Here is a 24,222-nt window from a genome sequence, read left to right as displayed (position 1 = left end):
AGTGAGGATTTCATCATGTTTAGAAAGAATAAGAAACAGACAGAAACTATCAAAGAACCCAAAGAAAAAAAGGTGCGTACTTTCAAGGTAGGCACACATAAAAAATCCGTGATTGCATTGTGGGTGGTGCTTATCGCAAGCGTGAGCTTTGGGGCGTATAAGAATTTTACGGCTATCGACCAGCACACGACCCATGAAAAAGAAATCATAGAGCTTCGCTTGCAGGACACCAACGGGATAGAAAATTTTGTGAAGAACTTTGCAAAGCCCTACTACACATGGAGTAACAGCAAAGAAGCGATTGAAGCAAGGACGCAGGCAATCAGCGGTTATCTGACAAAGGAATTGCAGGACTTGAATGTGGATACCATTAGAACCGATATACCGACCAGCTCCACAGTTACAGATGTGATTGTATGGAGTATTGAACAGTCGGGAACGGACACTTTTTCTGCTACCTACGAAGTGGATCAGCAGATAAAAGAGGGAGAACAGACAAGCAATGTGAAAGCAACCTATACCGTAAAAGTCCATGTAGACGCTGACGGGGATATGGTAATCGTTCAGAACCCTACCCTTGCACCAGCAATCGAGAAATCAGATTATGAGCCTAAGACACCAGAAGCAAATGCAAGTGTAGACGCTGATACCGTCAATGACGCTACTGCATTTCTTGAAACATTCTTTAAGCTGTACCCGACAGCCACAGAAAAAGAGCTTGCCTACTATGTATCGGGAAATGTGCTTGAGCCTATCGGCAGGGACTACATTTATGCTGAACTGGTAAACCCTATCTTTACAAAGGACGGGGACAATGTGAAAGTCAAAGTTGCTGTGAAATTCCTTGATAATCAGACAAAGGCTACACAAATATCGCAGTATGAACTTGTGCTACATAAGGATAGCAACTGGAAGATTGTAGGATAATAAAATATGGAAAGTTTGCTTGACATTCTTTACTTGCAGGAGTATCATAAGATTAGAAAAGGAAAGCAAACTTTCCATTTGTTCAAGAAAGGGGTATGTTGTGAAAAATCGTTTAGAAGAATTACGAAAACAAAGAGGTATTAAACAAGAAGATTTAGCGACTGCTCTTGAAGTATCTCGTCAAACAATAGGCTCTTTAGAAAATGGACGCTACAATCCCTCTATTATCTTAGCTTTTAAAATTGCAAGGTACTTTCAAATGAGTATTGAAGAAATATTTATTTATGAGGAGGAAAGCAAATGAAACATAAGATACAAAAAGTTGAATTATTTATCGGTGTAATAATCTTTTTAGGTGGTTTACTAACTTATGGTTTAGGCGTACACCAACTATTGCCCGTACCTCGTCCAGATTTGGTTGTCTATGGTACAACGCTTATTGGAATAATATTGATTTTTATGGGTTGTGATATATTCAGTAAGCCAACAAAAGAAATGCAAATATTAGAAAATGATGAAAGAAATATCGCAATTACTAATGCTTCTCTTGCGAATGCTTATAAAGTAACACTTACATTATTGGTTCTTGTATTATTTGCTCTTGTCTTTATGGGATATATGAGTAAAGTTGTGTTTTTTTCGATAGCAGGAGTTATTGCTATCGGACAAATTACATGGGTTATAACAGCTCGTTATTTAGATAAAAATACGTCTTAATTCTTCAAGTATTTTTAGTTTTTCCTTCTCCATAACTACGCCCCATTCTTTTTTTGTATAGTAATATTGTATCATTAAGAATCACAAATCACAAGTGATTTGTGATTAATCACTTGTGATTTGTGATAAGTGATTTGTGATTAATATATAAAAGCCCTCTTTAAAGGGCTTTTATGTTTATTTTGAAAAAGAGATAAAATCAATATATCCCTTTTCCCCAATTTTTACAACGGCATTGTAGGGCTTTTTCTCTTTGTTTTTGATTCCTTTTACCAGGGTTTCTTTTCCCTCCAGTAATTCTTTTACATTCGTTTTGGTTAGTTTTTTCTTTCTAAAATGTTCAGCTAAAGTAAACTTACATTCAGGATAATTTGAACAACCATAAAACGATTTTTTTAATACAGAAAATGTAGTCTTTTGAAAGGTGGAATTAACAATGAAGAAAAAATTATCATTTATCATTGAGATTATTATAGGTATAATCTTTATATGTTTTGGATATTTCGTTATTGATACTGATTATTACGCTACACTTTTTTACGCAATGGGGTTCGGTTTAGCTTTTGCTTCTGGTGTTCAATTATTGAAAATTTGTTATTATGAAATGCCAAAAAATAAAGAAAAATTACAAAATATAAATAGAGAAAATCACATCAATAATGTTGATGAAAGAAAAATATTTTTAAGAATGAAAGCTGGTTCTTTAGTATATCAGTTAATGACTTTCGTGTACTTGTTTGTTGCTTTTGTACTTGCGTTACTTCATATTGAAGCATGGATTATAGGCATTATATTTGGTTTATTCCTACTGCAAACATTTTTAGGGATTATTCTATATAAGCATTTTGAAAAACATTTCTAAAACATTCAGTAAATTGTGACGAGGTAATACTATGATAGGACTTAAAAAACGAGATATTAAAAAAGCATTGAAAGCTGGTGCAAAAGCTGGCGGTGTGTCATTAGCTGATGTTCGAGCTGATATTGAAGCGACGATTGATGAAGCTATGAACAGCACCGACCCAGAAGTGCAGGAGAATTTCAGAAAGTATTTTGGAAATAAACGCCCTACTCCAGAAGAATATATTTACAAGATTACAAAAAAGACAAAAGTTTAATAGAAATCAAGTGCTGTAAGGGGGCTTGTGTCATGGAAAGTTTTAAGCATAATCTTATACGGTCATACACTACCTAACAGCATTTTATTAACAACTGAATATCTCACAGCTTTAATAGCTCGTACAGACTATATGTTTTGTGCGGGCTTTTTTTGTACCCGAAAAAATTTTTTCATTTTTTTTCAAAATCATGCAACAAATCACACCTTGCTGTACAGATATGGTGCGGAAAGAGGGATAAACACTTTTCACGTCATAACGGAAAGGGGGTGTGATGATATGAAACCGTCGGACTTCCAAAAGACAATACAATGTCAATTTGACTGCAAGCTCAAACGTGTAGTGAAAGGCATTGTCCGTAATTATCGCAAAGAATTAAAGCGACGAAGAAATAAGGAAATTTCCTATTGTGAACTTCCAGAAATCGTCGTAGAAAAGCTGGCAGTCTGGGACGAATACGAAAGCGATTATACCGCCTTTGATGTATGTGGTATTGAGGTTCGTGTCCTTGATGATGATTTAGCAGAAGCGATTAAGTATCTGTCTGAAAAAGACAGAGAAATCTTGTTGATGTATTTCTTCTTAGGCATGAGCGATACAGAAATCGGCGACAGATTAAAGATTAACCGTTCAACGTCGTTCCGCAGTAGGAAGAACTCACTTGAAGAAATCAAGAAAAAATTAAAGGAGAACATGAATGATGAATAACACACGCCCGTCATTTTACCTTATTTCGTCGGCTGTGGACGGCAACGTAAATGCGATTGAAAAGATACTGGCGTTGTATGACCCGTACATATCAAAATGTTGTTTGCGTCCGTTCTACGACAAATATGGTAATGTCTGCATAGTCGTAGACATGGAATTAAAAGGACGTATCAGAGAAGCACTTATCAAAATGATTTTGGACTTTGATATTCCTTTAGAAACCGAAGAATAACAAGCAGTAACCGCAGAGCATGATTTGTTCAATCCCCTCTTTCCTGCTCTGCCCCTGCTTTTACATGAAAGCAACACGCTTTCGCCACAGCTCTTTGACAACTGAATAAAGCAGACAGATACGTTTGTGAGATAGCGAGCCACGGGGACTGTACGCCACGACCTTTTCAAAAGAAAGCGAGCGACCCACGCAGTGATCCGAGAGCGACTGTTGGAAAAGTCGTTTTGCCACGACCTATCCTCACAGAATAATGATACGTCCGCATGGTGCGGTTCTGCCCACAAGAATGGGAATAGTTGAGATACTAACGGAGCTTTCCAAAGCCGTCTGCCTGCTTGTAAAAAATGACACACAGTAAAGGGGGTGCATAGATTATGAACAATACTGATGTGCCTATCTGGGAAAAATATACGCTGACGATTGAAGAAGCGTCCAAATACTTCCGCATTGGCGAAAAGAAATTGCGTAAATTAGCCGAAGAAAATATTGACGCTGGCTGGGTTATCGTGAACGGTAACCGTATTCAGATTAAGCGAAAACAATTTGAAAAAATCATAGATACATTGGACGAAATCTAATGTCATTGAGCCGTAGATATGGTATAATAAATATAGCGTATCACGGCTCATTCCATGACGGAAAGGAGCTTTACACTATGTCTAATGTAAAACGAAAAGACGGTAAAAATCGCAATTTGCGTAATGGAGAGAGCCAGCGAAAAGACGGAAGATACGTTTATAAATATACCGATATATACGGAAAGCCACAATTTGTCTATTCTTGGAAACTTGTACCGACAGACAAGACACCTGCTGGAAAGCGTGATGATATATCGTTGAGGGAAAAAGAAGCACAGATAAAAAAAGACCTTAACGACGGTATCGACACAGTCGGCGGTAAAATGACAGTCTGCCAGCTCTACGACAAGAAGAACAGCCAAAGAAAGAACATCAAAAGGGCTACTGAAAAAGGACGACAGTATCTTATGAACGCTCTGAAAAACGACCCGTTGGGTATGAGGGCGATTGATACTGTGAAGCAATCGGACGCTAAAGAATGGGCTATCAGAATGAGTGAAAAAGGATATGCCTATAAAACGATTGATAACTATAAGCGTTCCTTGAAAGCGTCATTTTACATGGCGATACAAGACGACTGTATCAGAAAGAACCCGTTTGAATTTAAGCTAAGTGATGTTCTGGAAGATGATACGGAGCAGAAAGTTATCCTTACACCAGAGCAGGAAGAACGCCTGCTTGCCTTTATGGAAAAGGATAAGATTTACAGCAAGTATTATGATGAGGTTGTGCTTCTGCTGGAAACGGGACTTCGTATTTCTGAATTTTGCGGACTGACGACGCATATTGATATGCAGAACAGAATACTCAATATAGACCACCAGCTATTGAAAGATAGCGAAATAGGCTACTATATTGAAACACCAAAGACCAAAAACGGAAAACGGGAACTTCCATTGACAGAACGGGCTTATCAAGCAATCCAAAGAATACTAAAGAGCAGAGGAAAAGCACAACCGCTGATTGTAGGTGGTTACAGCAATTTCCTATTCTTAAACCGTGAGGGCTTGCCTAAAGTTGCAGGAAACTATGAGGGTATGGTGCGAGGATTGATTAAGAAATATAACAAGTATCACACGGATAAGTTACCGAACATCACACCACATTCATTCAGGCATACTTATTGTACGAATATGGCAAATAGAGGAATGAACCCAAACACCCTGCAATATCTCATGGGACACGCTAACATAACCATGACACTTGGCTATTACGCACACGGTACATTTCAATCTGCAAAAGCGGAACTGGAAAGACTGGCTTGTTAATATCGGAGCTTATATTTACTACTCATTTACTACTTTTGGTTGCATTTTCATGCTGGTAAATGCCAGCTTATGCAAGGTATCTTCCAAAAAGAAAATACCGATAAAGCCCTAAAATACGGGATATATCGGCATTTACCAACTTATGAAAAGATAATCAGAAATTTAGTAAGTTTTTAGTTTAAAAACATCTTTATTCCTTTCTTAAAACAATCTTCATTAATACTTACATTAAGTTTTCAATTTATTTCTAAAATCTACAACCTTTTATATTATTGGAGTTTATACTTTAAGTTGTATATTTATATAATGGCAATTTGAACCTTTCAATTTTAAATCTTAATCTTATTATCAAAGAAAAAAACTGAATAAGTAACGAACTTTAAATTTCAATTACCTATCCAGTCCTTTTCTAAGTCTTAGTGGCAGCCCCTACATTTACTGCAATCTCCACCACATTGGAGAGATTTTCCACTTTTTTTATCCTTTATCATGCTTCTAACTATTAAACACACAATAACTACTAAAACAGCTAAAACAATAAACGTTCCTACTATTCCATTCATAAAACCCTCTCCTTTCAAGTCGGAAACGAAATGCCCAGTTTCATTTCCATATTTCATAATGATTTACATGGCAAGTCTGCCATTTTTATTAGTATTTTAAAGTTTTACTTTGTTTATAAGGTCTAAATAATAAGTAAATAAATGCGATTATTATTGCAACGGCAACAATTGTACCAAATCCAAATGTTGCTCCTGTAAATAATGAACCGATTTGGAAAATACAAAGTGAAACTAAGTAAGCTAAACCACACTGGTATCCAATTGCAAAGAAGAACCATTTTGTATTGTTCATTTCTCTCTTAATAGCACCCATAGCTGCAAAACATGGAGCACATAATAAGTTGAATACTAAGAATGAGTAAGCTGCAATAGCACTCATGCTATGAGCAAGTGTTCCCCAAACTTCCTGACCGTCTTCTGCGATTTCAGAACCAAATCCGAATAACATACCAAATGTACTAACAACGTTTTCCTTAGCAATAAGACCAGTAACGGCAGCAACTGCCATTTTCCAGTTACCCCATCCAAGAGGTTTGAAGATTGGCGCGATAACACCACCAATTTTTGCTAAAATACTGTCATTTAACTGTGTTTCCATATCAAGCATGCCAAAGTGTCCGTCAAGCCAACCAAAGTTCATTAAGAACCAAAGTAAGATTGTTGAAAGTGTAATAATTGTTCCTGCTTTCTTGATGAATGACCATCCACGTTCCCACATACTTCTTAAAACATTACCTGCTGTTGGTAAATGGTATGCCGGAAGTTCCATTACGAATGGTGCAGGATCTCCTGCGAACATCTTAGTTTTCTTTAAAATAATACCTGATACGATAATTGCTGCAACACCTACAAAATATGAACTTGGAGCTACCCACCAGGCACCATCAAATAACGCACCTGCGATTAACGCAATGATTGGTAATTTAGCACCACATGGAATAAATGTAGTTGTCATAATTGTCATTTTTCTATCTCTGTCATTTTCAATTGTTCTTGAAGCCATTACACCAGGAACACCACAACCACTACCAATAAGCATAGGGATAAATGATTTACCTGATAAACCGAATTTTCTAAAAATTCTGTCCATGATGAACGCTACTCTTGCCATGTAACCACAAGATTCAAGTACAGCTAAGAAGAAGAATAATACTAACATCTGTGGAACAAAACCAAGTACAGCACCAACACCGGCTACAATACCATCAAGGATAAGTCCCTGTAACCAGTCAGCACAGTTAAGCGCTACTAATACTTTTTCAATGGCAGGTGGAATAATCTCACCAAACAATACATCATTTGTCCAGTCAGTTACGATTGTACCAATTGTTGTAACTGAAATATAATATACAACAAACATTACAATTGCAAAAATTGGAAGAGCTGCCCATCTGTTAGTAACAATTCTATCAATTTTGTCAGATGTTGTTAAGTTTTCTTTGCTTGACTTTGTATAGCATCCTTTAATTATTGAAGATATGTATTCATATCTTTCGTTTGTGATAATACTTTCTGTATCATCATCAAATTCTTTTTCTAATGCTTCAATCTGATTGTTTACATTTGGAACAACCTTTAAGTTTTCTGAAATCTTATCATCTTTTTCTAACAACTTAATTGCAAAGAATCTTTTCTGTGCATCAGGTACTTCTGATGATAAAAGAGCTTCAGTTTCATCAATGATTGTTTCAACCTTTTCATTAAATTTATGTGCGATTTTATTTCCCTTCTTGCTTTCAGCAAGTTTAACTGCTTTGTTTGCAAGTTCTTTAATTCCATTTCCTTTCAAAGCAGATATTTCAACAACTTCACAACCTAACTTTTCGCTAAGTTTGTCAATATGAATCTTATCACCTTTCTTTTCAACGATATCCATCATATTAACAGCCATGATTACAGGAATACCAAGTTCCATAATCTGTGTTGAAAGATATAAGTTTCTTTCTATATTTGTACCATCAACAATATTGATGATTGCATCAGGTACCTCGTTAATAAGATAATTTCTAGCCACAACTTCTTCCAAAGTATATGGTGATAAAGAATAAATACCAGGTAAATCCATAAGCTTAACATCTTTATGTCCCTTTAATTTACCTTCTTTTTTTTCTACTGTTACTCCAGGCCAGTTACCTACAAATTGGTTTGATCCTGTTAGGGCATTAAACAAAGTTGTTTTACCACTATTTGGATTACCAGCCAATGCAATTTTAATCGACATTACTATTTTCCTCCCATTGTTTGTCTTTGCTATCTTTCGTTAGTGTTTTCTAACTGTATAGTAAAAAAAATTATTCTACTTCAATCATTTCGGCATCTGCTTTTCTTAAAGATAATTCATAACCTCTAACAGTTACTTCTACAGGATCACCAAGTGGTGCAACTTTTCTAACGTATACTTCCACGCCTTTAGTTATTCCCATATCCATGATTCTTCTTTTTACAGGGCCATCGCCAGTAAGTTTTTTAACTTTAACAGTTTTACCTACTGCTACTTCTCTTAACGTTTTCATAAAAAGCTCCTCTCCTTTATGTATTAATTAAACCATTATCTTATTGGCCATATCTTTGCCAATTGCGACTCTGGATTCTTTTACATTAACAATAACGTTGCCTCCAATTTGAGACACAACAGTAACTTTTGCTCCTTGTACAAAACCTAAGTTTTCAAGGAAGCGTCTAGTTTCTTCTTTTCCACCAACTCTTTTTATTTCATTTTCTTCCCCTGAATTCACCATTGTTAAAGGCATCATAAGTTCCTCTTTTCTCTGTTGCTAATTTTTTACTTTAGTTAGTATAGCCTAACTTGCATTAGATGTCAATAATATTTTTTCGTCCTTACTAATTTTTGTTTGTTATGTATATTCCTTATTGTAAATATAGCAAAAAAACACAATAATACACAAATTGAATTTTGCCTTATTTTTTGATATAATCATTCTTATAAAAGTGAAAAGGAGCTTATTAATGAAAAGTAATGAATCTTCAGAGATGTATTTAGAAACAATTCTTGTTTTAAGTAAACGTCTTCCTGTTGTTCGTTCTGTTGATGTTGCTAATGAACTAGGATTTAAAAAATCAAGTGTCAGCATCGCCATGAAACATCTTCGGGAAAACAACTATATAACTGTAACAGATTCCGGTTTTATATATTTAACTGATGACGGAAAAAGTCTTGCGGAAATGATATATGAACGTCATCAGATTTTAACTGAATGTTTTATAAAACTTGGTGTATCTGAAGATGTTGCTACTGAAGATGCATGTAGAATTGAACATGTTATTAGTCAGGAAACAATTGATGCCATAAAAAAACATATGCATAAATAAAGAAAACGATATATGATTCTTCTATTGTAATAAAGACTTTCATATATCGTTTTTCTTTTTTATTTTGCCGGTGTAATAGTTATATTGTTAACAGATATATTTGTTTTTCTTTTTATAACATCTTCAATCTGTGCTCTTTTCTCATCACTTACTTCTGTGTCTGATAAAATAACATCTGCCTGATTATCATTTATGGTAACTATAATATCGTTAAATCCTTTTGCTTTAAGCAATGTTTCAATATTGTTTTCCATTTCACTGTTTTCAGTAATTTTAACCATTGATTTAACAGCTTTCTTTTTTTCCTTATCGCCTATATCGTTATTGTTAATTACTTCTAACAGTGTTTCTTTGTTTTTAGATCTTGTCTGCTCTCTGTTCAGTTTTGCCTGAACCATATAAGAACTTAATGTGCTTCCATTTGTAAGAACAGCAGCTCCCGGTTCCTCTGTAGTCTCTTCTTCTCTATCCATACTTTCTATGTCTTCATTATTTGTAAGTAAATTATCTTTAGAATAAATTGATTCGTATGTATCATTAGTCACCTTTTTTGATTCATTTTTCTTATCAAGGTTTGCAGAATAATTAAGATATCCTGCCACTGCAATTAACACAGCTAAGAACGTAACAATGAATTGATTTTTCTTTAAGATTTTTTTCATAACTCCTCCTTTTAATCATTACTAATTATAGATATTTTATGAACGGGTATATTAAATAATGCATTAATCATATTTGTTATTTCATTTACTTTTTCAGCATCCTTTAGTCCCTTTGCCGTAACTGCCACACCTTCAATTTGCGGATATATTTCTTTTATAATGTAAGGATATTCTTCCTGACTTCCATTAAAGATAACTGTTGAAACTTTATAAGATTTTTTCTCCCCGGATTCTTGACTTTCCTCTTTATCAACCTGTAAAATTTTTTCATTACCTGATTTGAAAGTAATCATTACATTTACATTTGTAACTCCATCTATACTCTCTATCATATTTATGATTTCTTTTTTAGTTTTGTTCTCATAGCTTTCCTTTGATATGCTTTTTTCTGTGTGTTTGACTGTTTTTTCTTTATTATCTACTTTTTCAAAATATGATGAACCAATTAATAATATGCCTGCAAGTGCCAATAAAATTATTTTTTCTTTTCCTATTTTTTTCAGGTTAGTAAGCTTGTCAATTATTTCCTGTTTCATTTCCATACTTTTCACTTAGCCTCTCTTCTATTTTCTTTTCAAAATCATTTAGCCGGGTGTCTAACTGATTTTTTGCATCTATATTAATATTTTCTGTAATTGTTCTATCCACATTAATATCTTTTTTGGTAATCTTAAAAACCGGAGACAAAACAATTAAAATCAAAAGGATGCCCGCAAAAAATTTAATGTACTTTATGTATCTTTTTTCTGGGAAAATATTCGTAATAATTGTAATTACCAACATAAATATACAAATATTTTTAATATAACTATATATAAATTCCATTTTACCCCTTTCCCGTACACATACATATGATAGCAATACTTATTATAAATAAGAGACTGCAACCGGTTATGACTTTTGCAAGCATTCGCATTCCTATGGACATGGAATTAAAACTGGCAACAATTCTACAATCTGCAATAGGCTGAACCAAAGCAGCCACTATTTGCATTAGAAACGAATATAACTGTATTTTAAGAAAGGGTACAGCGCACAAAACAACAATCACTATAATAGCCGTTGCTCCAATTGCATTTTTTATCAGATTGGCAGAGCCTAAAAATATGCCTGTTATTGCATCTGTACTATTTCCAACAACCGGCACACTTCCTATTACCTTTCTTATGGTTTGATTTTTTGTGCTATCAATTGACGGCAAAATAAGAGCCTGTATTATATTCAATCCTGTTACGATTCCCACAAAAGTTTTCATAAGAAAATTCACTATATTTCCAACCACCACTGCTGTTCTTGACAAAAAGTCTTCCTTTGATATGTTGTTCACTATGCTAACTGCAACATATATTTTAATTAGCGGAATTATTATATGTAGGAAAACAAATTGGGCTACTGATATAATTACCAAACAAAGCTGATAAAAACCTGAAGCAGAAACCTGTCCCATAATTGCCACTGACAAAAAATATGTAGGTACAATTCCATACATAAATTTAAGTAACAACTCAACAAAATCAACGGCTATATTACACAGTTCACTGAAAAGACCAAACATAAATGTAACCGAAACCATATAACATATAAAAAAGCCTGTTTCTGAAATATCATCTTTTGAAAAGACTTTTGCAAAGTTAGTAAAAAAACATGAAACAATTATTGTTAAGAACAATTGCCAAATATTATTAAGAAGATAACCATTATTACCCAGCGTTTTATAATACAGACTCTTAAATATTTCTCCAAAAACCGTAAGAAGCTTTCCTTTTATAATATTGTTTATAATTTCCTTAACACTTATATCTCTGTTGCCGGACTCTCTAAGAATTCTTTGTGGCTCATCAAATTGAAAATCATCCATACTGATAAACGTTTCTTCATTATATGATTTTTCTTTTATATTTTTATCACTACACTTTGCAACATTGCCAACTGACAAAGTAACAGTGATGCACATTATAATTAAAATAATCTTTTTCATAAATCAATTAACCCTAAGATAACATTTTTCCTATTTGTAATATTAACTCTGAAAAAATAGGTAAACTAATAACCAGAATTGATATTTTTCCAAATATCTGAACCTGATTGGATATGGCAACATATCCACAGTCCTTACATATATCTGAAGTAATTTCGCATATAAAGGTTATACCTGTTATTTTTAACAATATTTTAATGTATTCTTTGCTAACATTGGTCAATTCTGATATCTGGTTAAATATATTTATAATGTAAGTAAGTTTTGTAAGCATCATTATAAATATAATTAAACATCCTGTTATGGATAATAATATTCCATATTCGGGTTTAACATTTTTAAACTGAATTCCCAAAACCACCGTGGCAATACTAATAACTCCTACTGCAATCATCTTTTACCTGTCCTTACAACCTGAATAATTTCTTTATTGTTTCAAAAAGCTCATATATGTATGGGACAATCCACGTTAAGACTAATATAAGACCTGCCAGACTTGTCAAAAAAGCCTGTTCCTCTCTACCGCTGTGTTTTAAAATCTGACCTACAACCGACACAATTATACCAACTGCCGCTATTTTAAAAATCATATTTATTTCCATAATTGTTCCTTTCATCTCATATTAATAAAACAGCAATTAGGATTCCTGAAAAGGTTCCCAGGCATTTGTATAATTTACACTTATTATTCTTTTCTTCCTTTAATTTCAAAATCACTTCCTGTATATCATTAATACATTCATCAATGTTACTTAGTTGTGTTTCCCTATCTGTTATACCAAGATTAGTTCCAAAAGTAAGTATTACGTCCGTTTCCTGCTTATCAATTTTAATTTCTTTTTTCAAATATTTGTTAACTGCCATTTTCCAGCTTTCAAATAATGTTTTTTCTTCCATAAAATAAACTTCGCTTACTTTATGGTAAAAGTTTTCTATTACATTATTATTTATTTTTATAAGTTCCATTGCCTCAAAAACTGATAAATTATCATATTTAATTTTCCCTTTGAGAATTCTTAAACTTTTCTTAAATGCATCTAAGTTATTTATTTTTGCTATATACTCATTTGCCAGAGCAAACCCCATTAAGCTGCACGCTGTTATAACAATAAGCACTCCAATTACTTTTAAACACATAGGTACTCTCCAATATTTAATATACAAATCTTTTTTTCGAACAAATCTACAAAATCTTTTCCAAGCTTTTTTATTACAGCCGCCTGATTTTTTCCATGGACTGTGGCGATTATAAAAATTCCTGACAAATTAGCATATTCTAACGCCTCAATATCCTGTGCTGTTCCTATTTCATCTACTGCAATTAATGTTGGTGCCATTGACCTTATTGCCATAAGTATCCCCTTTGATTTTGAACAGTTGCTTATAACATCTGTTCTTTTTCCTAAATTCATTGTTGGCACGCCTTTATAACAACCACTGATTTCATTTCGCTCATCAATGACACATAAACTTGTACCAGCGAAATTTTCACTAATTTTATAAACTAAATCTCTAAGTAATGTTGTCTTGCCAAGTCCCGGTGGTGAAATTATTAATGTATTACACAAGTGATTATTTTTGTATAATTTAGGAAAAATCATTTCACTGCAATTTTTTATATGATGATTTATTCTAAAATTAATAAATCTAATATTTCTAACAATGGGCTTATCATAAATAGTTCCTGCCATATAACCACCAATGCCTACTCTATGACCGCCTGGAATTGTAATAAACCCTTCAGCCATACTCTGCTCGTATGCGTAGGCAGAATATTCTGTAATCAAATTAAAAGTATCGATAACATCTTTTTCATTACATATAACATCAAGTATAATTTCACCCGTACCTGTATTTAAAATCACATTTTTGTTTACTCTGATTCTAATTTCATATATGTTTTTTATTTCATATTTTTCTAAAACTTGTCTTATTTTACAATTAAAATATCTGTATATATTTTCCATTTTTATAATTCTCCTTAAAAAAATATATGAAAGATAAAAAAATATATTCTATTTATTTTTATATGTGTTACAATTAGTGAGATGAAAAAAATAATTAAACAAAAAGGATGGTAACTTATATGAAGAAACTAAAGAAAACATTAATTGTTTTTCTTGTGCTAGGTCTGTTTTGTAGTCTCGGATATACTTTTTTAGGGATGACAAATCACAAGATTAATACAGTTGCAAAAGGAAATGAAACAACAGCTAATCAAAAACCAAACATAGCTACAACTAATTACAAACTGTTGAAAAGCATAAAGTTAGACAAGTTATCTCTTTCCATAACTAAAGGAAAGAAAGCAATTATCAAAGCCAGCTTAAAATACCAACAGGATTCATCTTCACCAAAAGAACCTGTTGTCTGGGTTAGTAAAAACACTTCCATTGCAAGTGTTAATAGCAAAGGCAAGATTACAGCTTTAAAAGCAGGAACTACATATATTGTCTGCAAAGGTGAAACCGGCAAAATAAAAGCAAGATGCAAAATTGAAGTAAGAGATCCTTACAACAAGATTAAGACTTTAAAATTAACATCTACTTCTTTGCGTGTTGGTAAAAATCAAAAAAGATTTTTAGACTTAAAGACAACTTATGATAAAAATAAAAAATACAAAAATGAACCTGTTGTTTGGATAAGCACAAACAACAAAGTTGTAACAGTAAAAAACGGTGTTATTAAAGGTAAAAAAACAGGTACAGCTTATATTAAGGTTCGTTCTAAATACACAAATAAAACTGCAAAATGCAAAGTTACGGTTGTAAAGAAACTTAAATATGTAGCTTTTACTTTTGATGACGGCCCAGGTGAATACACAGACAAACTTTTATCAGCATTGAAAAAGCACGAAAGCAAAGCTACTTTCTTCGTATTAGGTAATCGTGCTAATTCATTTAAAAAGCAGTTACAAAGAGAATATAATCTTGGCATGGAGATTGGTTCACATACATGGTCACATAAGAACTTAAAGATTTTATCTAAGAAAAATGTTAAGAAAGAAATTTCTTATGCAAGAAATGCTATTAAAAATGTAACCGGAGAATATCCAACATTACTTAGACCACCTTATGGAAATTACAACTCCATAGTTAGCAAGAATGCAAAAGCACCTATGATTTATTGGTCTGTTGATACAGAAGATTGGAAATATCGTAATGTTAAATACATAAAAAATTATGTTATAAATCATGCAGGCGATGGCCAAATTATCTTGTTACATGACATTCATCCAACATCTGTTAACGGATTTATCAAAGCCCTACCGGAGCTTAGAAAAAAAGGTTATGAGCTTGTTACCGTTAGTGAACTTTACAAGATTAAAGGAAAGACCATGAAGAATGGTATTATGTATTTTGGACCAAATTATTAAAAGATATTATTTCGAATAAATATTAAAATTTACATTAAATAGAAAATAGAGGTATAAGTCAATTTGTGAACTTACACCTCTATTTTTTATGACTATTTTCATATAACTGTTTACGAATATCCATTCCAATATAAATCAATTATTATCTCTTGTTCTATGTAATCTGCTAAATCATTACAAATAATCAGCCACACCATCATTTATGATATGGCTGATTATTTATTATTCTGTAGCTTCTGTAAATCTGTTCTAAAAGAATAACTCTCATTAACTGATGTGGAAATGTCATTTTTGAAAAGCTTAATTTGAAGTCAGCCCGTTTTGATATTGATTCATGTAATCCAAGGGAACCGCCTATTATAAATATAATATGGCTTTTTCCTTCTATTCCTAACTGATTAATTTTCTTTGATAATTCCACTGAATCCAACTGTTTACCAAGGATTTCAAGAGTTATGACAAAAGCCCCTTCCGATATATGCTTGCTAAGTCTTGCTGCCTCTTTTTCTTTTACAATATTGATTTCTGCTTCCGTTGAATTTTCTGTTGTTTTCTCATCAGCAACTTCAATGATATTTAATTTACAATATCTTGATAATCTTTTGCTGTATTCTTTTATGGCATCCACGTAAAACTTTTCTTTAATTTTTCCTACTGTTAATAATGTAATTTTCATCTGTATCTCCTTATTTGCAATAGACTTATTGTACTCTATTTGAAAGCAAAAATAAATATCATTTACTTGTTTATAACCATTTAATAGTTTATAATAGTGTTAGTTTATGAATATCAGTTACTTTTTAAGGAGGCACAATATGGAAGATAGCAATTTCGAAAACAACAAAACTTCAGATGTGCAGGAAAACAAATTGCCTGAAAGCCTGTACGATTATACAGATAACAAAGTCCATTCCTTTGTACGACTATCAGATAAATATAAGGACATTACATCATCAGCCTTAACAATGCTTATTGTTGGTATCGCAGGAATTATTTTTATGATTTTAGTTTTTGCTGATATTATACCACTTCCAATCAACGCATCTACGGCATGGTTGTTTGATTCTGTAATGGGTGGAATTTTTATTATATTTATTATTGCAGGCATTGTTTCTTTTATGCATGCAAAGCAGGTAAAAATCGATGCTGAAGCCGAAGATAAGTTAATTGAAGAAATTTTAGCTTGGGCAAAAGACAATATTTCAAAAGAACTTTTAGACGAAGGTTTAGATTTAAGGGAACCTGAAGAAATATTATATTTTAGTCGTGCTGACAAAATTAAAGATTTATTAATGCATCAGTTTGAAAACGCTGACGAAGCTTTAATTTATGAATACACTGAACAAATTTATCAAAATATTTATGAATAGTGTTTTGAAATTTTTTAGTGGCTTTTCCAATAATTGGAGCAAATATGCATGTCCCTAGTGGAATGCTTTTAATGTAACAGAATTTTTTGATAAACATCATAAAAGAGATTGTCTATTTTTAGTAATAGGCAATCTCTTTTTCTTCTTTTCTTTTATTTACATAATTGCTTCTATGCCACCCTCATCCATTAATTCCTGATTATACAAAATCTCATCGCAGTTTCCTTTTGCAAAGAAATTACCATCTTTAATAACAACGGCTTCTCTGCAAACCTCTTTTGCAAAGGTTAAGTCATGAGTGGCTATAAGCATTGTATGTGGTAGGGAATTTAAGACATTAATGAGATTACGCCTTGCCTTAGGATCTAAAAAAGCTGTTGGCTCATCTAATAACATAACACTTGGTTTCATTGCCAAAACAGTAGCTAAGGCTGCCATTCTTTTCTCGCCACCTGATAATTTAAGGGCTGTTTTGTCCTTCAAGTGTTCAATATTCAATAATTTTAATCTGTCTTCCACTCTATATTTTACAGACTCTTCATCTAAACCTGCATTTCTAGGGCCAAAAGCAATATCATCATATATAGTAGCCATAAATAACTGATCATCAGGATTTTGAAAAAGCATCCCCACCTGCTGTCTTACTTTAACAATGTTTTTTGAGTCCACAACTAAATCATCTATTTTAATTTCTCCTGTACTATCTAATATTCCTTCAATGGCTAACATTAATGTAGACTTACCGGCACCGTTAGCTCCTATTAGTGCAAGTTTTTCCCCGGACTTAACATTCAGGGATAAATTATTTATTGCCTTTGTTCCGTCAGGATATTCAACTGTAACATTATTAATTGTAAGCATATTTCTTCCTCTTGTTTTCAAATATAATAGCAAACTCTTAAATACTTAAATTTAAATACTAAAAATTCAACACTCAAAATTCAATACTAAAATACAAAAGCATTTTCTCTATAATATAACAAAAATCACACTGGACACAGTACATACCAAAAAGAATACTATATCTTTCAATGCAATCTTTTCTTTCTGATATGCAACCTGTTTGCTTCCATAACCTCTGCATTTCATGGCGTTATATATTCTTTCTGCCTTGTTAATGCTTTTTAAAAACAGGTTTCCAACAAAGGGACCCATGTGCTTAATATGTGGCCACTTGTATGCCGGATTCTTTAATCTATAGGATACAAGCATTGTTGAAACTTCTTCAGCCAAAACCCCAATATATCTATATATCATTTCCATTAAATTAACGATTAATGGTGGTATATGTAATCTTATTAACTGCTTTGTCAAATCAGAAAACCGCGTTGTAGCAATTAGTATTAATAAAGCCCAAACCGAAAACATAGTTCTAATAATCAAAACAACAAAAGAAATCAAACCATAAGTAATAGCAATTCTTCCAATAAAAAATGCTGTTTCCCTGTTTATAATCAGATTACTTATACCTGCAAAAAGTACAAAAGGCAAAGCAATCATTGTTCTTTTTATAACAATTTTTAAAGGTAATTCTGCTAAGGCTGTAGTGATTATCAAATAAAACAAAAAATATGAAAATCTAAGTAAATCATAACGTCTGACACTAAGTATACAAACAATATAGACAACTGTAACTATCATCTTTATTAATGGATGTATATTATGTATTATAGTATTTTTTATACTTAACTGTTCTAACGAATAAATTTCATTTACTTTACTTCTTATACCACTCATTAAATTTATAGGTTACCCCTTCCGTAACAGCTATCTCCTATTACTTATTTTTCTTTTTCTTAACGTAAGTTATTATTCCACCTGCTCCTAGCGCAAGGCAAAAAGTTATACCCGCTCCTATAATACCTGAAGCCGACGTTCCATTTCCTTTTTTTTGCGACTTAAAATCATAATCAGGCAGTATTGATAATTTTTCCTGAATCTGACTCATTACACTATGAGTTTTATCACTATTTTTAAGTTCTGAAGTACCTGCTGTTTTTTCCATTGACCACTCCAATCCATCAGGATTAGAAGAAGCATAAAGAGATAAAACACCACCTGTTATAACAGCAACAATACCAATAATCACTGTAACTTTTTTTACAGATACTTTTTTGTCTATTTTTTGTTTAAATAAAGCCGAATTAATTATTTCAGGCCTCATTTTCCAAACAAATAAAACAACTGCAGCTGTTACAATTCCTTCACCTACTCCAATTGCCAGATGAATTGGTAACATTAACGCCACGAATGTTTTAAATGGAAACTCTGTTATCCCTGATAAAAGTGTTTCCATTACAACACCAAAAGCACCTATTTGAAGTGCAACCACAGGTCCTAAAAATGCCGATACTGAAAGTTTTGTTTTGGATATGTTATTTTTCAAAAACATTCTTATAATTGGAAATACTATTAAACATGGAATGACACCCATATTAAAAATATTAGCTCCTAGCGCAAGCAAACCTCCATCAGCAAAAATAAGGCATTGTATAACTAAAACTGATGCAATAGTTAATAAGGCAGGAAATTCTCCAAGTAACATTGCCAGTAAAATTCCACCGCCTATATGACCGCTTGAACCGGTCCCCGGTATGGTAAAATTAATCATCTGGGCTGCAAAAACAAACGCGCCTGACACAGCCATAACCGGTAGTTTTTTTTCAGACAAATCGCTGTCTGTTATTTTCTTTATACCATACGCTGTTGCCCCTGCTGTTACAGCCCACATTGCTACGCCAACTTCAGGTGACAACAAACCATCTGCCATATGCATCTATTAAATCTCCTTTAATATTTCTTTTTTTATTTCTTTTAATGAAAGATTTTTCTCTTTTGCAATTCTAGCCAAATCTTCATATTCTAATTTTTCTTTTGATATTCCATAGCCGTAAGATTCCTTTAATGAAATGTCACCTAATGAACTTTCAATTGTTTTAACATTTCTTGTAAGTCCGTAACGTTTACAAATATACTCTCTAACGCCTAATGTTGTTGTGTATTTAAAAATTAATTTAAGGAACTTTTCCTTGTCTATATTTTTACACATACATGTAATCATTGTTCCCGGGCGATTTTTTTTCATATTAATATTTGTAGTGTACACATCTAAGGCACCATTATTCATTAAAGTTTCTGTAGCAAAACCTATTTCTTCAGCAGTCATATCATCTATATTACATACCAACTCCAGAACATCATCCATTTTCTGCTCTTCTTCTCCTAAGAAAGCTCTAACGCAATTTGCCACTGTGAAATCTTTATTTCCCATACCGTAGCCTATTTTCTGAGTTTTCATTATAGGCATGGCATCAAAATCATCTGCAAAATATTTAAGTAAAGCTGCCCCTGTTGGTGTACACAACTCACCCTTAATGTTACCTGAATATGAAGGAACCTCTCTTAAAATATACGCTGTAGCAGGTGCCGGCACAGGTAAAATTCCATGAGCACATCTAACATTACCACTGCCTACATGAACAGGTGATGCCATTATTCTGTCAGGATTGATTTTGTCAATCAACATACACACACCAACTACATCGGCAATGGCATCCATTGTACCTACTTCATGGAAATGTATCTCTTTGATACTTTTATTATGAGCTTTAGCTTCTGCTTCGCCAATTAAACAATACACATTAACTGCATCTTTTTTCACTTTAGCAGGAATGTCTAACCCATTAATAATCTCTTCAATATGAGAAAGACTACTATGTGAGTGGTGTCCATGACTATGGTCGTGGCCATGTTCATTGTCATGCGTATGCTCGTGCTCGTGCTCGTGCTCATGTTCATGTTCATGTAAAACATTGTTTTCCTGTACGTTAACATCTTCACTTACTTCTTCTTCACCATTAACCATTACTCGCATGTGAGTACCAACAATTCCACATTTTGTGCTTTCTTCTTTTATTAATTTAATGTTAGGTATATTCAAATTATTAAATTCATTTACAAATTCATCTGGTTTGTCAAGTAACTCAACTAAAGTCGCCATAAGCATATCGCCGGCTGCTCCCATATTACATTCCAAATATAATGTTTTCATTTTCATCATCCTTATAAATTATTTTGTTATATGGTTAATCATACTTGCCATATAGCCTGCTCCAAAACCATTATCAATATTAACAACACTTACACCACTTGCGCATGAATTAAGCATTGAAAGAAGTGGGGTTATACCACCAAAGGCTGCCCCGTAACCTACACTTGTAGGTACGGCAATAACCGGACAATCTGCCAAACCACCTATAACACTGGCAAGTGCCCCTTCCATGCCTGCAATGGCAATTATGACCTTTGCTTCCATTATTTTATCCACATTTTCAAGCAAACGATGCAAACCTGCCACACCTACGTCATATAATCTTTCAACATGATTTCCTAAAAATTCTGCCGTGAGAGCCGCCTCTTCTGCCACAGGCATATCACTTGTGCCACCTGTTGCAACAACAATTTTGCCTAGGCCATCCTTTTCTACCAAATTTCCAACAATACCAACTTTTGATATTTCATCATAAAAATATGTAACTTCCAAAGCTTCTAAATACTTCTCTACATAATCTGACGCTTCCTTACTCATTCTAGTAATAAGAATATTGCTTTGATTATTTTTTATGAAGCTTTCTGAAATCTTTGCTATTTGGTCAGGTGTCTTACCGGCACCATAAATCACTTCCCCAACTCCCTGTCGAAGCTTTCTGTGAAAATCAGGCTTGGCAAAACCTAAGTCCTCAAAAGGCTCTTTCTTTAATTCTAATAATGCATCACCTACAGAAACCTTTTTTTCAGCAACTAACTGTAATAATTCCTTTGTATCCATACTAACTCTCTTTTTATTTTTCATTTAAAATTTCGTTCATGCTACCTGTTCTATAGCCCTGTAAATCAAGGGTTACATAGGAAAAGCCGATTTTTTTAAGCAATGTAGCTACTTGTTCCCTGTCATTTACAATAAAATCATTTATTTGTTCAGGAAGAATTTCAATACGGGCAATATTTCCATGGACTCTTACTCTTGATTGTACATAGCCTTTACTAATTATAACATCTTCAGCCTTATCAATCATCATAAGTTTTTCTTCTGTAATCTTTTCACCGTATGCAAATCTTGATGCTAAGCACGCCTTACTTGGCTTATCCCAAGTCTTTAAACCTAAAATTTTAGAGAATTCTCTAATTTCTGATTTATATAAATTTGCCTTTTGAAGTGGGCTTTCTACTTTAAGCTCCTCAATAGCTTTTAAGCCCGGTCGGTAATCGCCGTTATCACTCATATTTGAGCCTTCTGCCACATAGGCAATATTATTTTCTTTTGCAAGTTTCTTTATTTCAGAAAAAATTACTTTCTTACAAATATAACATCTGTCAGGTGGATTGTCGGCAAAGCCTTCAATATCCAAAGGATTATAACCGCATATTATGTGCTTAATGCCTTCACTCTTACAGAAATCTCTTGCGTCATTAGTTTCTTTTTCAGGAAAAGCCGCCGCATTTAATGTTATGGCTATTGCCTTATCTCCTAATACATCATGAGCAACTTTCAGAAGAAATGTAGAATCTACTCCACTTGAAAATGCTACTGCCACGCTTCCTAATGATTTTAAATATTCTTTTAAATTATTGTATTTAACCTCTAAATCCTTATCCATATTAATCAGTTCCTTCCAATAGACATACTTTTTATTAAACTATATTATATTTTAAAATATATATAAATCTGTTGCAAATGCCTATATTATATACAATTTTATGCCTAAAAAGCATGAATTAGCTGTAACATTTCCTATTACGTAAAAAGAAGAAAAGCCATTATTAACAACTTTTCTTCTTTTTATATTTTTATTTTAAAGTAGGAAGATTGGATATATACTGCTTAAATACATTCCAATTTCCTTTTTTTATTTCTGATACATTAATATTATTTTCATTTATAACATTACCTTCTAAAAGAAATACATCCATTCCTATTTGAGAAGCACACATGTCTTCTGTAACATCGTTTCCAACCATTAAACAATCTTCAGCATCCTTATCAAGAACCTTTAATATATGTTTATAATATTCAATGTTAGGTTTTGCAAAACATGAATTCTCATAAGTAGTTATTAATGAAAAATCATCCTGACATAATCCTGTCCATGACAAGCGTTCTAAAATTGCCACTTCTGGAAATATAGGGTTTGTTGCAACAACTAATGTATAACCTTTTTCTTTTAAAATTTCTATACATTCATTTACTGTTTCAAGAGGGCTTGTAACATATCTTGCTATGGAAAAATCTTCTTTATAAAACTTCGTAATTTCTTTTTGAATCTTACGTTTTTCTTTGGAATCCATTTTTCCACCGCCACCTGTCATGAAGTTAGCAAAAGCTTTCCAAAAGCACTCTTCATTTGTAATAATACCGTCGTTTGCAACCATTGCTTTCACGCCAACCCAAAGCCCGGCAACAATTTTCTTTGAATCAAAATTGGATGATTCCAGTCTACTACTTAAAAGTTTTATGTACATGTCGGTAAATTCTTTCATGTCCATTGGAAGTAATGTTCCATCTAAATCAAATAATACTGTATTCATTAATATCTAATCCTATTCGTCCCAGTTGTGGTAAACCTGCTGAACATCTTCATCTTCATCTAATCTGTCAATAATAATGTTCATTTTCTTAATAGCTTCTTCGTCTGTTAATGTAACATAATTCTGAGGAATCATTGTTACTTCAGCATTTGCCATCTTAATTCCTTCTTTTTCTAAAGCTTCGCGAACTTCACTGAAAGCATCAGGATTAGTTAAGATTTCATAACTATCTTCTTCATCTGAAAAATCTTCAGCTCCTACATCTAATGCCATCATCATAAGTTCATCAGGATCCATATCACATTCTTCCTTATCAATGATAATCTGTCCTTTCTCGTCAAACATATATGATACACAACCCTGTGTTCCTACATTACCGCCACCTTTTGTGAAACAGTTTCTAACATTTGCTGCTGTTCTGTTTTTATTATCTGTTAAGGCATCAACAATAATAGCTGTACCGTTTGGTCCATATCCTTCATATCTTGCTGTTTCATAATTAACAGCCGCTGCGTTACCTGCAGCTTTCTTAATACCTCTGTCAATTGTATCGTTTGGCATGTTGTTAGCTTTTGCCTTTGCAATAACATCACGTAACTTACTATTATTGTCCGGATCAGCTCCGCCTTCCTTAACTGCTACAGCAATTTCCTTACCGATAATTGTAAAAAGTTTTCCCTTTGCTGCATCATTTTTTTCTTTCTTATGTTTAATATTCGCAAATTTTGAATGTCCTGACATAAAATTTCACTCCTTTGTATTTCTTATTTTACACGCACTCTAAAGTGTAACATTTTATATTTTAATAGT

At 33.0% G+C, this 24,222-nt stretch carries 33 protein-coding genes and 1 pseudogene; 12 read left to right on the top strand and 22 right to left on the bottom strand.

What is annotated here, in order from left to right; all coding sequences use genetic code 11:
* Positions 1 to 15: 15 nt before the first annotated feature.
* The 3 genes from DWZ69_RS05635 to DWZ69_RS05625 all read left to right on the top strand — a co-directional run bounded on the left by DWZ69_RS05635 (position 16) and on the right by DWZ69_RS05625 (position 1,644).
* On the top strand, positions 16 to 927 hold the full coding sequence (locus tag DWZ69_RS05635; RefSeq protein WP_008787623.1) for a conjugal transfer protein: 912 nt from the start codon (positions 16 to 18) through the stop codon (positions 925 to 927).
* A gap of 100 nt (positions 928 to 1,027) precedes the next feature.
* Positions 1,028 to 1,231, top strand: a complete 204-nt coding sequence (locus DWZ69_RS05630; protein ID WP_008787624.1) for a helix-turn-helix transcriptional regulator — start codon at positions 1,028 to 1,030, stop codon at positions 1,229 to 1,231.
* The gene (locus tag DWZ69_RS05625) at positions 1,228 to 1,644 is read left to right on the top strand and encodes a hypothetical protein (RefSeq protein ID WP_008787625.1); all 417 of its coding nucleotides are present in this window, start codon (positions 1,228 to 1,230) and stop codon (positions 1,642 to 1,644) included. Before DWZ69_RS05630 ends, DWZ69_RS05625 begins: the two co-directional genes overlap by 4 nt.
* A 177-nt stretch (positions 1,645 to 1,821) precedes the next feature.
* On the opposite strand, the pseudogene DWZ69_RS05620 reads toward DWZ69_RS05625, so the two are convergent.
* A pseudogene (locus DWZ69_RS05620) lies at positions 1,822 to 2,046 on the bottom strand (topoisomerase C-terminal repeat-containing protein); the annotation flags it as partial.
* Between the two features lie 34 nt (positions 2,047 to 2,080).
* On the opposite strand from DWZ69_RS05620, the gene DWZ69_RS05615 reads away from it, so the two are divergent.
* The 6 genes from DWZ69_RS05615 (at position 2,081) to DWZ69_RS05580 (ending at position 5,548) form a co-directional block, all read left to right on the top strand.
* The gene (locus DWZ69_RS05615; protein WP_008787628.1) at positions 2,081 to 2,506 is read left to right on the top strand and encodes a hypothetical protein; all 426 of its coding nucleotides are present in this window, start codon (positions 2,081 to 2,083) and stop codon (positions 2,504 to 2,506) included.
* Between the two features lie 31 nt (positions 2,507 to 2,537).
* The gene (locus DWZ69_RS05610) at positions 2,538 to 2,762 is read left to right on the top strand and encodes a hypothetical protein (protein ID WP_008787629.1); all 225 of its coding nucleotides are present in this window, start codon (positions 2,538 to 2,540) and stop codon (positions 2,760 to 2,762) included.
* Positions 2,763 to 3,041: 279 nt separating this feature from the next.
* The gene (locus DWZ69_RS05605; RefSeq protein ID WP_008787630.1) at positions 3,042 to 3,470 is read left to right on the top strand and encodes a sigma factor-like helix-turn-helix DNA-binding protein; all 429 of its coding nucleotides are present in this window, start codon (positions 3,042 to 3,044) and stop codon (positions 3,468 to 3,470) included.
* A complete protein-coding gene (locus DWZ69_RS05600) occupies positions 3,463 to 3,702 on the top strand; it encodes a helix-turn-helix domain-containing protein (protein ID WP_025487352.1) in 240 nt (79 codons plus the stop codon). Before DWZ69_RS05605 ends, DWZ69_RS05600 begins: the two co-directional genes overlap by 8 nt.
* A 374-nt stretch (positions 3,703 to 4,076) precedes the next feature.
* Positions 4,077 to 4,280 (top strand): excisionase, encoded by a 204-nt coding sequence (locus tag DWZ69_RS05585; RefSeq protein ID WP_004613735.1) that lies wholly within the window; start codon positions 4,077 to 4,079, stop codon positions 4,278 to 4,280.
* A gap of 77 nt (positions 4,281 to 4,357) precedes the next feature.
* Complete coding sequence (locus DWZ69_RS05580; RefSeq protein ID WP_009271880.1) at positions 4,358 to 5,548, top strand: site-specific integrase; 1,191 nt, start codon at positions 4,358 to 4,360, stop codon at positions 5,546 to 5,548.
* A gap of 416 nt (positions 5,549 to 5,964) precedes the next feature.
* Here the strand turns inward: DWZ69_RS05580 and DWZ69_RS05575 are convergent, their stop codons facing one another.
* From DWZ69_RS05575 to DWZ69_RS05560, 4 genes are all read right to left on the bottom strand, one after another.
* On the bottom strand, positions 5,965 to 6,111 hold the full coding sequence (locus DWZ69_RS05575; protein WP_117999505.1) for a FeoB-associated Cys-rich membrane protein: 147 nt from the start codon (positions 6,109 to 6,111) through the stop codon (positions 5,965 to 5,967).
* Between the two features lie 88 nt (positions 6,112 to 6,199).
* Positions 6,200 to 8,332, bottom strand: a complete 2,133-nt coding sequence (gene feoB / locus DWZ69_RS05570; protein ID WP_117999504.1) for a ferrous iron transport protein B — start codon at positions 8,330 to 8,332, stop codon at positions 6,200 to 6,202.
* Between the two features lie 70 nt (positions 8,333 to 8,402).
* Positions 8,403 to 8,624 (bottom strand): ferrous iron transport protein A, encoded by a 222-nt coding sequence (locus tag DWZ69_RS05565; RefSeq protein ID WP_117999503.1) that lies wholly within the window; start codon positions 8,622 to 8,624, stop codon positions 8,403 to 8,405.
* A gap of 27 nt (positions 8,625 to 8,651) precedes the next feature.
* Entirely contained in the window at positions 8,652 to 8,864 is a 213-nt protein-coding gene (locus DWZ69_RS05560; RefSeq protein WP_022164732.1) for a FeoA family protein, read from the bottom strand.
* Between the two features lie 214 nt (positions 8,865 to 9,078).
* Here DWZ69_RS05560 and DWZ69_RS05555 point away from each other — a divergent pair, with 214 nt between their 5' ends.
* Positions 9,079 to 9,441 carry a metal-dependent transcriptional regulator gene (locus tag DWZ69_RS05555; RefSeq protein ID WP_022164731.1) on the top strand — a complete coding sequence of 121 codons (363 nt, stop codon included), beginning with the start codon at positions 9,079 to 9,081 and terminating at the stop codon, positions 9,439 to 9,441.
* A 59-nt stretch (positions 9,442 to 9,500) separates the two neighbouring features.
* Here DWZ69_RS05555 and DWZ69_RS05550 read toward each other — a convergent pair whose 3' ends face one another.
* Genes DWZ69_RS05550 through DWZ69_RS05515 form a run of 8 tightly spaced genes read right to left on the bottom strand, consistent with a single transcriptional unit; the run spans position 9,501 to position 14,048 of the window.
* Entirely contained in the window at positions 9,501 to 10,103 is a 603-nt protein-coding gene (locus DWZ69_RS05550) for a SpoIIIAH-like family protein (RefSeq protein WP_117999502.1), read from the bottom strand.
* 11 nt (positions 10,104 to 10,114) lie between these two features.
* Positions 10,115 to 10,654: a hypothetical protein gene (locus DWZ69_RS05545; protein WP_147337639.1), complete on the bottom strand. Its 540-nt coding sequence runs from the start codon at positions 10,652 to 10,654 to the stop codon at positions 10,115 to 10,117.
* Positions 10,620 to 10,928 carry a stage III sporulation protein AF gene (gene spoIIIAF, locus DWZ69_RS05540; protein ID WP_117999500.1) on the bottom strand — a complete coding sequence of 103 codons (309 nt, stop codon included), beginning with the start codon at positions 10,926 to 10,928 and terminating at the stop codon, positions 10,620 to 10,622. Before spoIIIAF ends, DWZ69_RS05545 begins: the two co-directional genes overlap by 35 nt.
* A 1-nt stretch (position 10,929) precedes the next feature.
* Positions 10,930 to 12,081, bottom strand: coding sequence for a stage III sporulation protein AE (locus tag DWZ69_RS05535; protein WP_117999499.1), 1,152 nt, complete (start codon positions 12,079 to 12,081; stop codon positions 10,930 to 10,932).
* 13 nt (positions 12,082 to 12,094) lie between these two features.
* Positions 12,095 to 12,475 (bottom strand): SpoIIIAC/SpoIIIAD family protein, encoded by a 381-nt coding sequence (locus DWZ69_RS05530; RefSeq protein ID WP_022164788.1) that lies wholly within the window; start codon positions 12,473 to 12,475, stop codon positions 12,095 to 12,097.
* A gap of 13 nt (positions 12,476 to 12,488) precedes the next feature.
* Complete coding sequence (gene spoIIIAC / locus DWZ69_RS05525; protein WP_022164787.1) at positions 12,489 to 12,683, bottom strand: stage III sporulation protein AC; 195 nt, start codon at positions 12,681 to 12,683, stop codon at positions 12,489 to 12,491.
* A gap of 16 nt (positions 12,684 to 12,699) precedes the next feature.
* Entirely contained in the window at positions 12,700 to 13,218 is a 519-nt protein-coding gene (locus tag DWZ69_RS05520; RefSeq protein WP_117999498.1) for a stage III sporulation protein AB, read from the bottom strand.
* Positions 13,209 to 14,048, bottom strand: a complete 840-nt coding sequence (locus DWZ69_RS05515; RefSeq protein WP_117999497.1) for a stage III sporulation protein AA — start codon at positions 14,046 to 14,048, stop codon at positions 13,209 to 13,211. Before DWZ69_RS05515 ends, DWZ69_RS05520 begins: the two co-directional genes overlap by 10 nt.
* A 119-nt stretch (positions 14,049 to 14,167) precedes the next feature.
* On the opposite strand from DWZ69_RS05515, the gene DWZ69_RS05510 reads away from it, so the two are divergent.
* Positions 14,168 to 15,457 carry a polysaccharide deacetylase family protein gene (locus tag DWZ69_RS05510; RefSeq protein ID WP_158561081.1) on the top strand — a complete coding sequence of 430 codons (1,290 nt, stop codon included), beginning with the start codon at positions 14,168 to 14,170 and terminating at the stop codon, positions 15,455 to 15,457.
* A gap of 196 nt (positions 15,458 to 15,653) precedes the next feature.
* On the opposite strand, the gene rlmH is transcribed toward DWZ69_RS05510, so the two are convergent.
* Complete coding sequence (rlmH, locus tag DWZ69_RS05505; protein WP_117999495.1) at positions 15,654 to 16,133, bottom strand: 23S rRNA (pseudouridine(1915)-N(3))-methyltransferase RlmH; 480 nt, start codon at positions 16,131 to 16,133, stop codon at positions 15,654 to 15,656.
* A 139-nt stretch (positions 16,134 to 16,272) separates the two neighbouring features.
* On the opposite strand from rlmH, the gene DWZ69_RS05500 reads away from it, so the two are divergent.
* On the top strand, positions 16,273 to 16,827 hold the full coding sequence (locus DWZ69_RS05500) for a hypothetical protein (protein ID WP_117999494.1): 555 nt from the start codon (positions 16,273 to 16,275) through the stop codon (positions 16,825 to 16,827).
* A 156-nt stretch (positions 16,828 to 16,983) separates the two neighbouring features.
* Here DWZ69_RS05500 and DWZ69_RS05495 read toward each other — a convergent pair whose 3' ends face one another.
* The 8 genes from DWZ69_RS05495 to DWZ69_RS05460 form a co-directional block, all read right to left on the bottom strand.
* Complete coding sequence (locus DWZ69_RS05495; RefSeq protein ID WP_117999493.1) at positions 16,984 to 17,688, bottom strand: ABC transporter ATP-binding protein; 705 nt, start codon at positions 17,686 to 17,688, stop codon at positions 16,984 to 16,986.
* Positions 17,689 to 17,796: 108 nt separating this feature from the next.
* Positions 17,797 to 18,564, bottom strand: a complete 768-nt coding sequence (cbiQ, locus tag DWZ69_RS05490) for a cobalt ECF transporter T component CbiQ (RefSeq protein ID WP_117999492.1) — start codon at positions 18,562 to 18,564, stop codon at positions 17,797 to 17,799.
* Between the two features lie 40 nt (positions 18,565 to 18,604).
* The gene (locus DWZ69_RS05485) at positions 18,605 to 19,603 is read right to left on the bottom strand and encodes an energy-coupling factor ABC transporter permease (protein WP_117999491.1); all 999 of its coding nucleotides are present in this window, start codon (positions 19,601 to 19,603) and stop codon (positions 18,605 to 18,607) included.
* A 3-nt stretch (positions 19,604 to 19,606) separates the two neighbouring features.
* Positions 19,607 to 20,878: a nickel pincer cofactor biosynthesis protein LarC gene (gene larC, locus DWZ69_RS05480; RefSeq protein WP_117999490.1), complete on the bottom strand. Its 1,272-nt coding sequence runs from the start codon at positions 20,876 to 20,878 to the stop codon at positions 19,607 to 19,609.
* Positions 20,879 to 20,896: 18 nt separating this feature from the next.
* Positions 20,897 to 21,655, bottom strand: coding sequence for a nickel pincer cofactor biosynthesis protein LarB (larB, locus tag DWZ69_RS05475; protein WP_117999664.1), 759 nt, complete (start codon positions 21,653 to 21,655; stop codon positions 20,897 to 20,899).
* Positions 21,656 to 21,668: 13 nt separating this feature from the next.
* Positions 21,669 to 22,484: an ATP-dependent sacrificial sulfur transferase LarE gene (gene larE / locus DWZ69_RS05470; protein ID WP_117999489.1), complete on the bottom strand. Its 816-nt coding sequence runs from the start codon at positions 22,482 to 22,484 to the stop codon at positions 21,669 to 21,671.
* A 190-nt stretch (positions 22,485 to 22,674) separates the two neighbouring features.
* Entirely contained in the window at positions 22,675 to 23,412 is a 738-nt protein-coding gene (locus DWZ69_RS05465) for an HAD-IA family hydrolase (protein ID WP_117999488.1), read from the bottom strand.
* 12 nt (positions 23,413 to 23,424) lie between these two features.
* The gene (locus DWZ69_RS05460) at positions 23,425 to 24,153 is read right to left on the bottom strand and encodes a YebC/PmpR family DNA-binding transcriptional regulator (protein ID WP_022166010.1); all 729 of its coding nucleotides are present in this window, start codon (positions 24,151 to 24,153) and stop codon (positions 23,425 to 23,427) included.
* Positions 24,154 to 24,222 lie beyond the last annotated feature (69 nt).

This window comes from Eubacterium sp. AF34-35BH (assembly GCF_003477765.1).
Taxonomy (GTDB): Bacteria; Bacillota; Clostridia; order Lachnospirales; family Lachnospiraceae; genus Eubacterium_G.
This window is presented reverse-complemented; position numbering and strand designations above follow the sequence as displayed.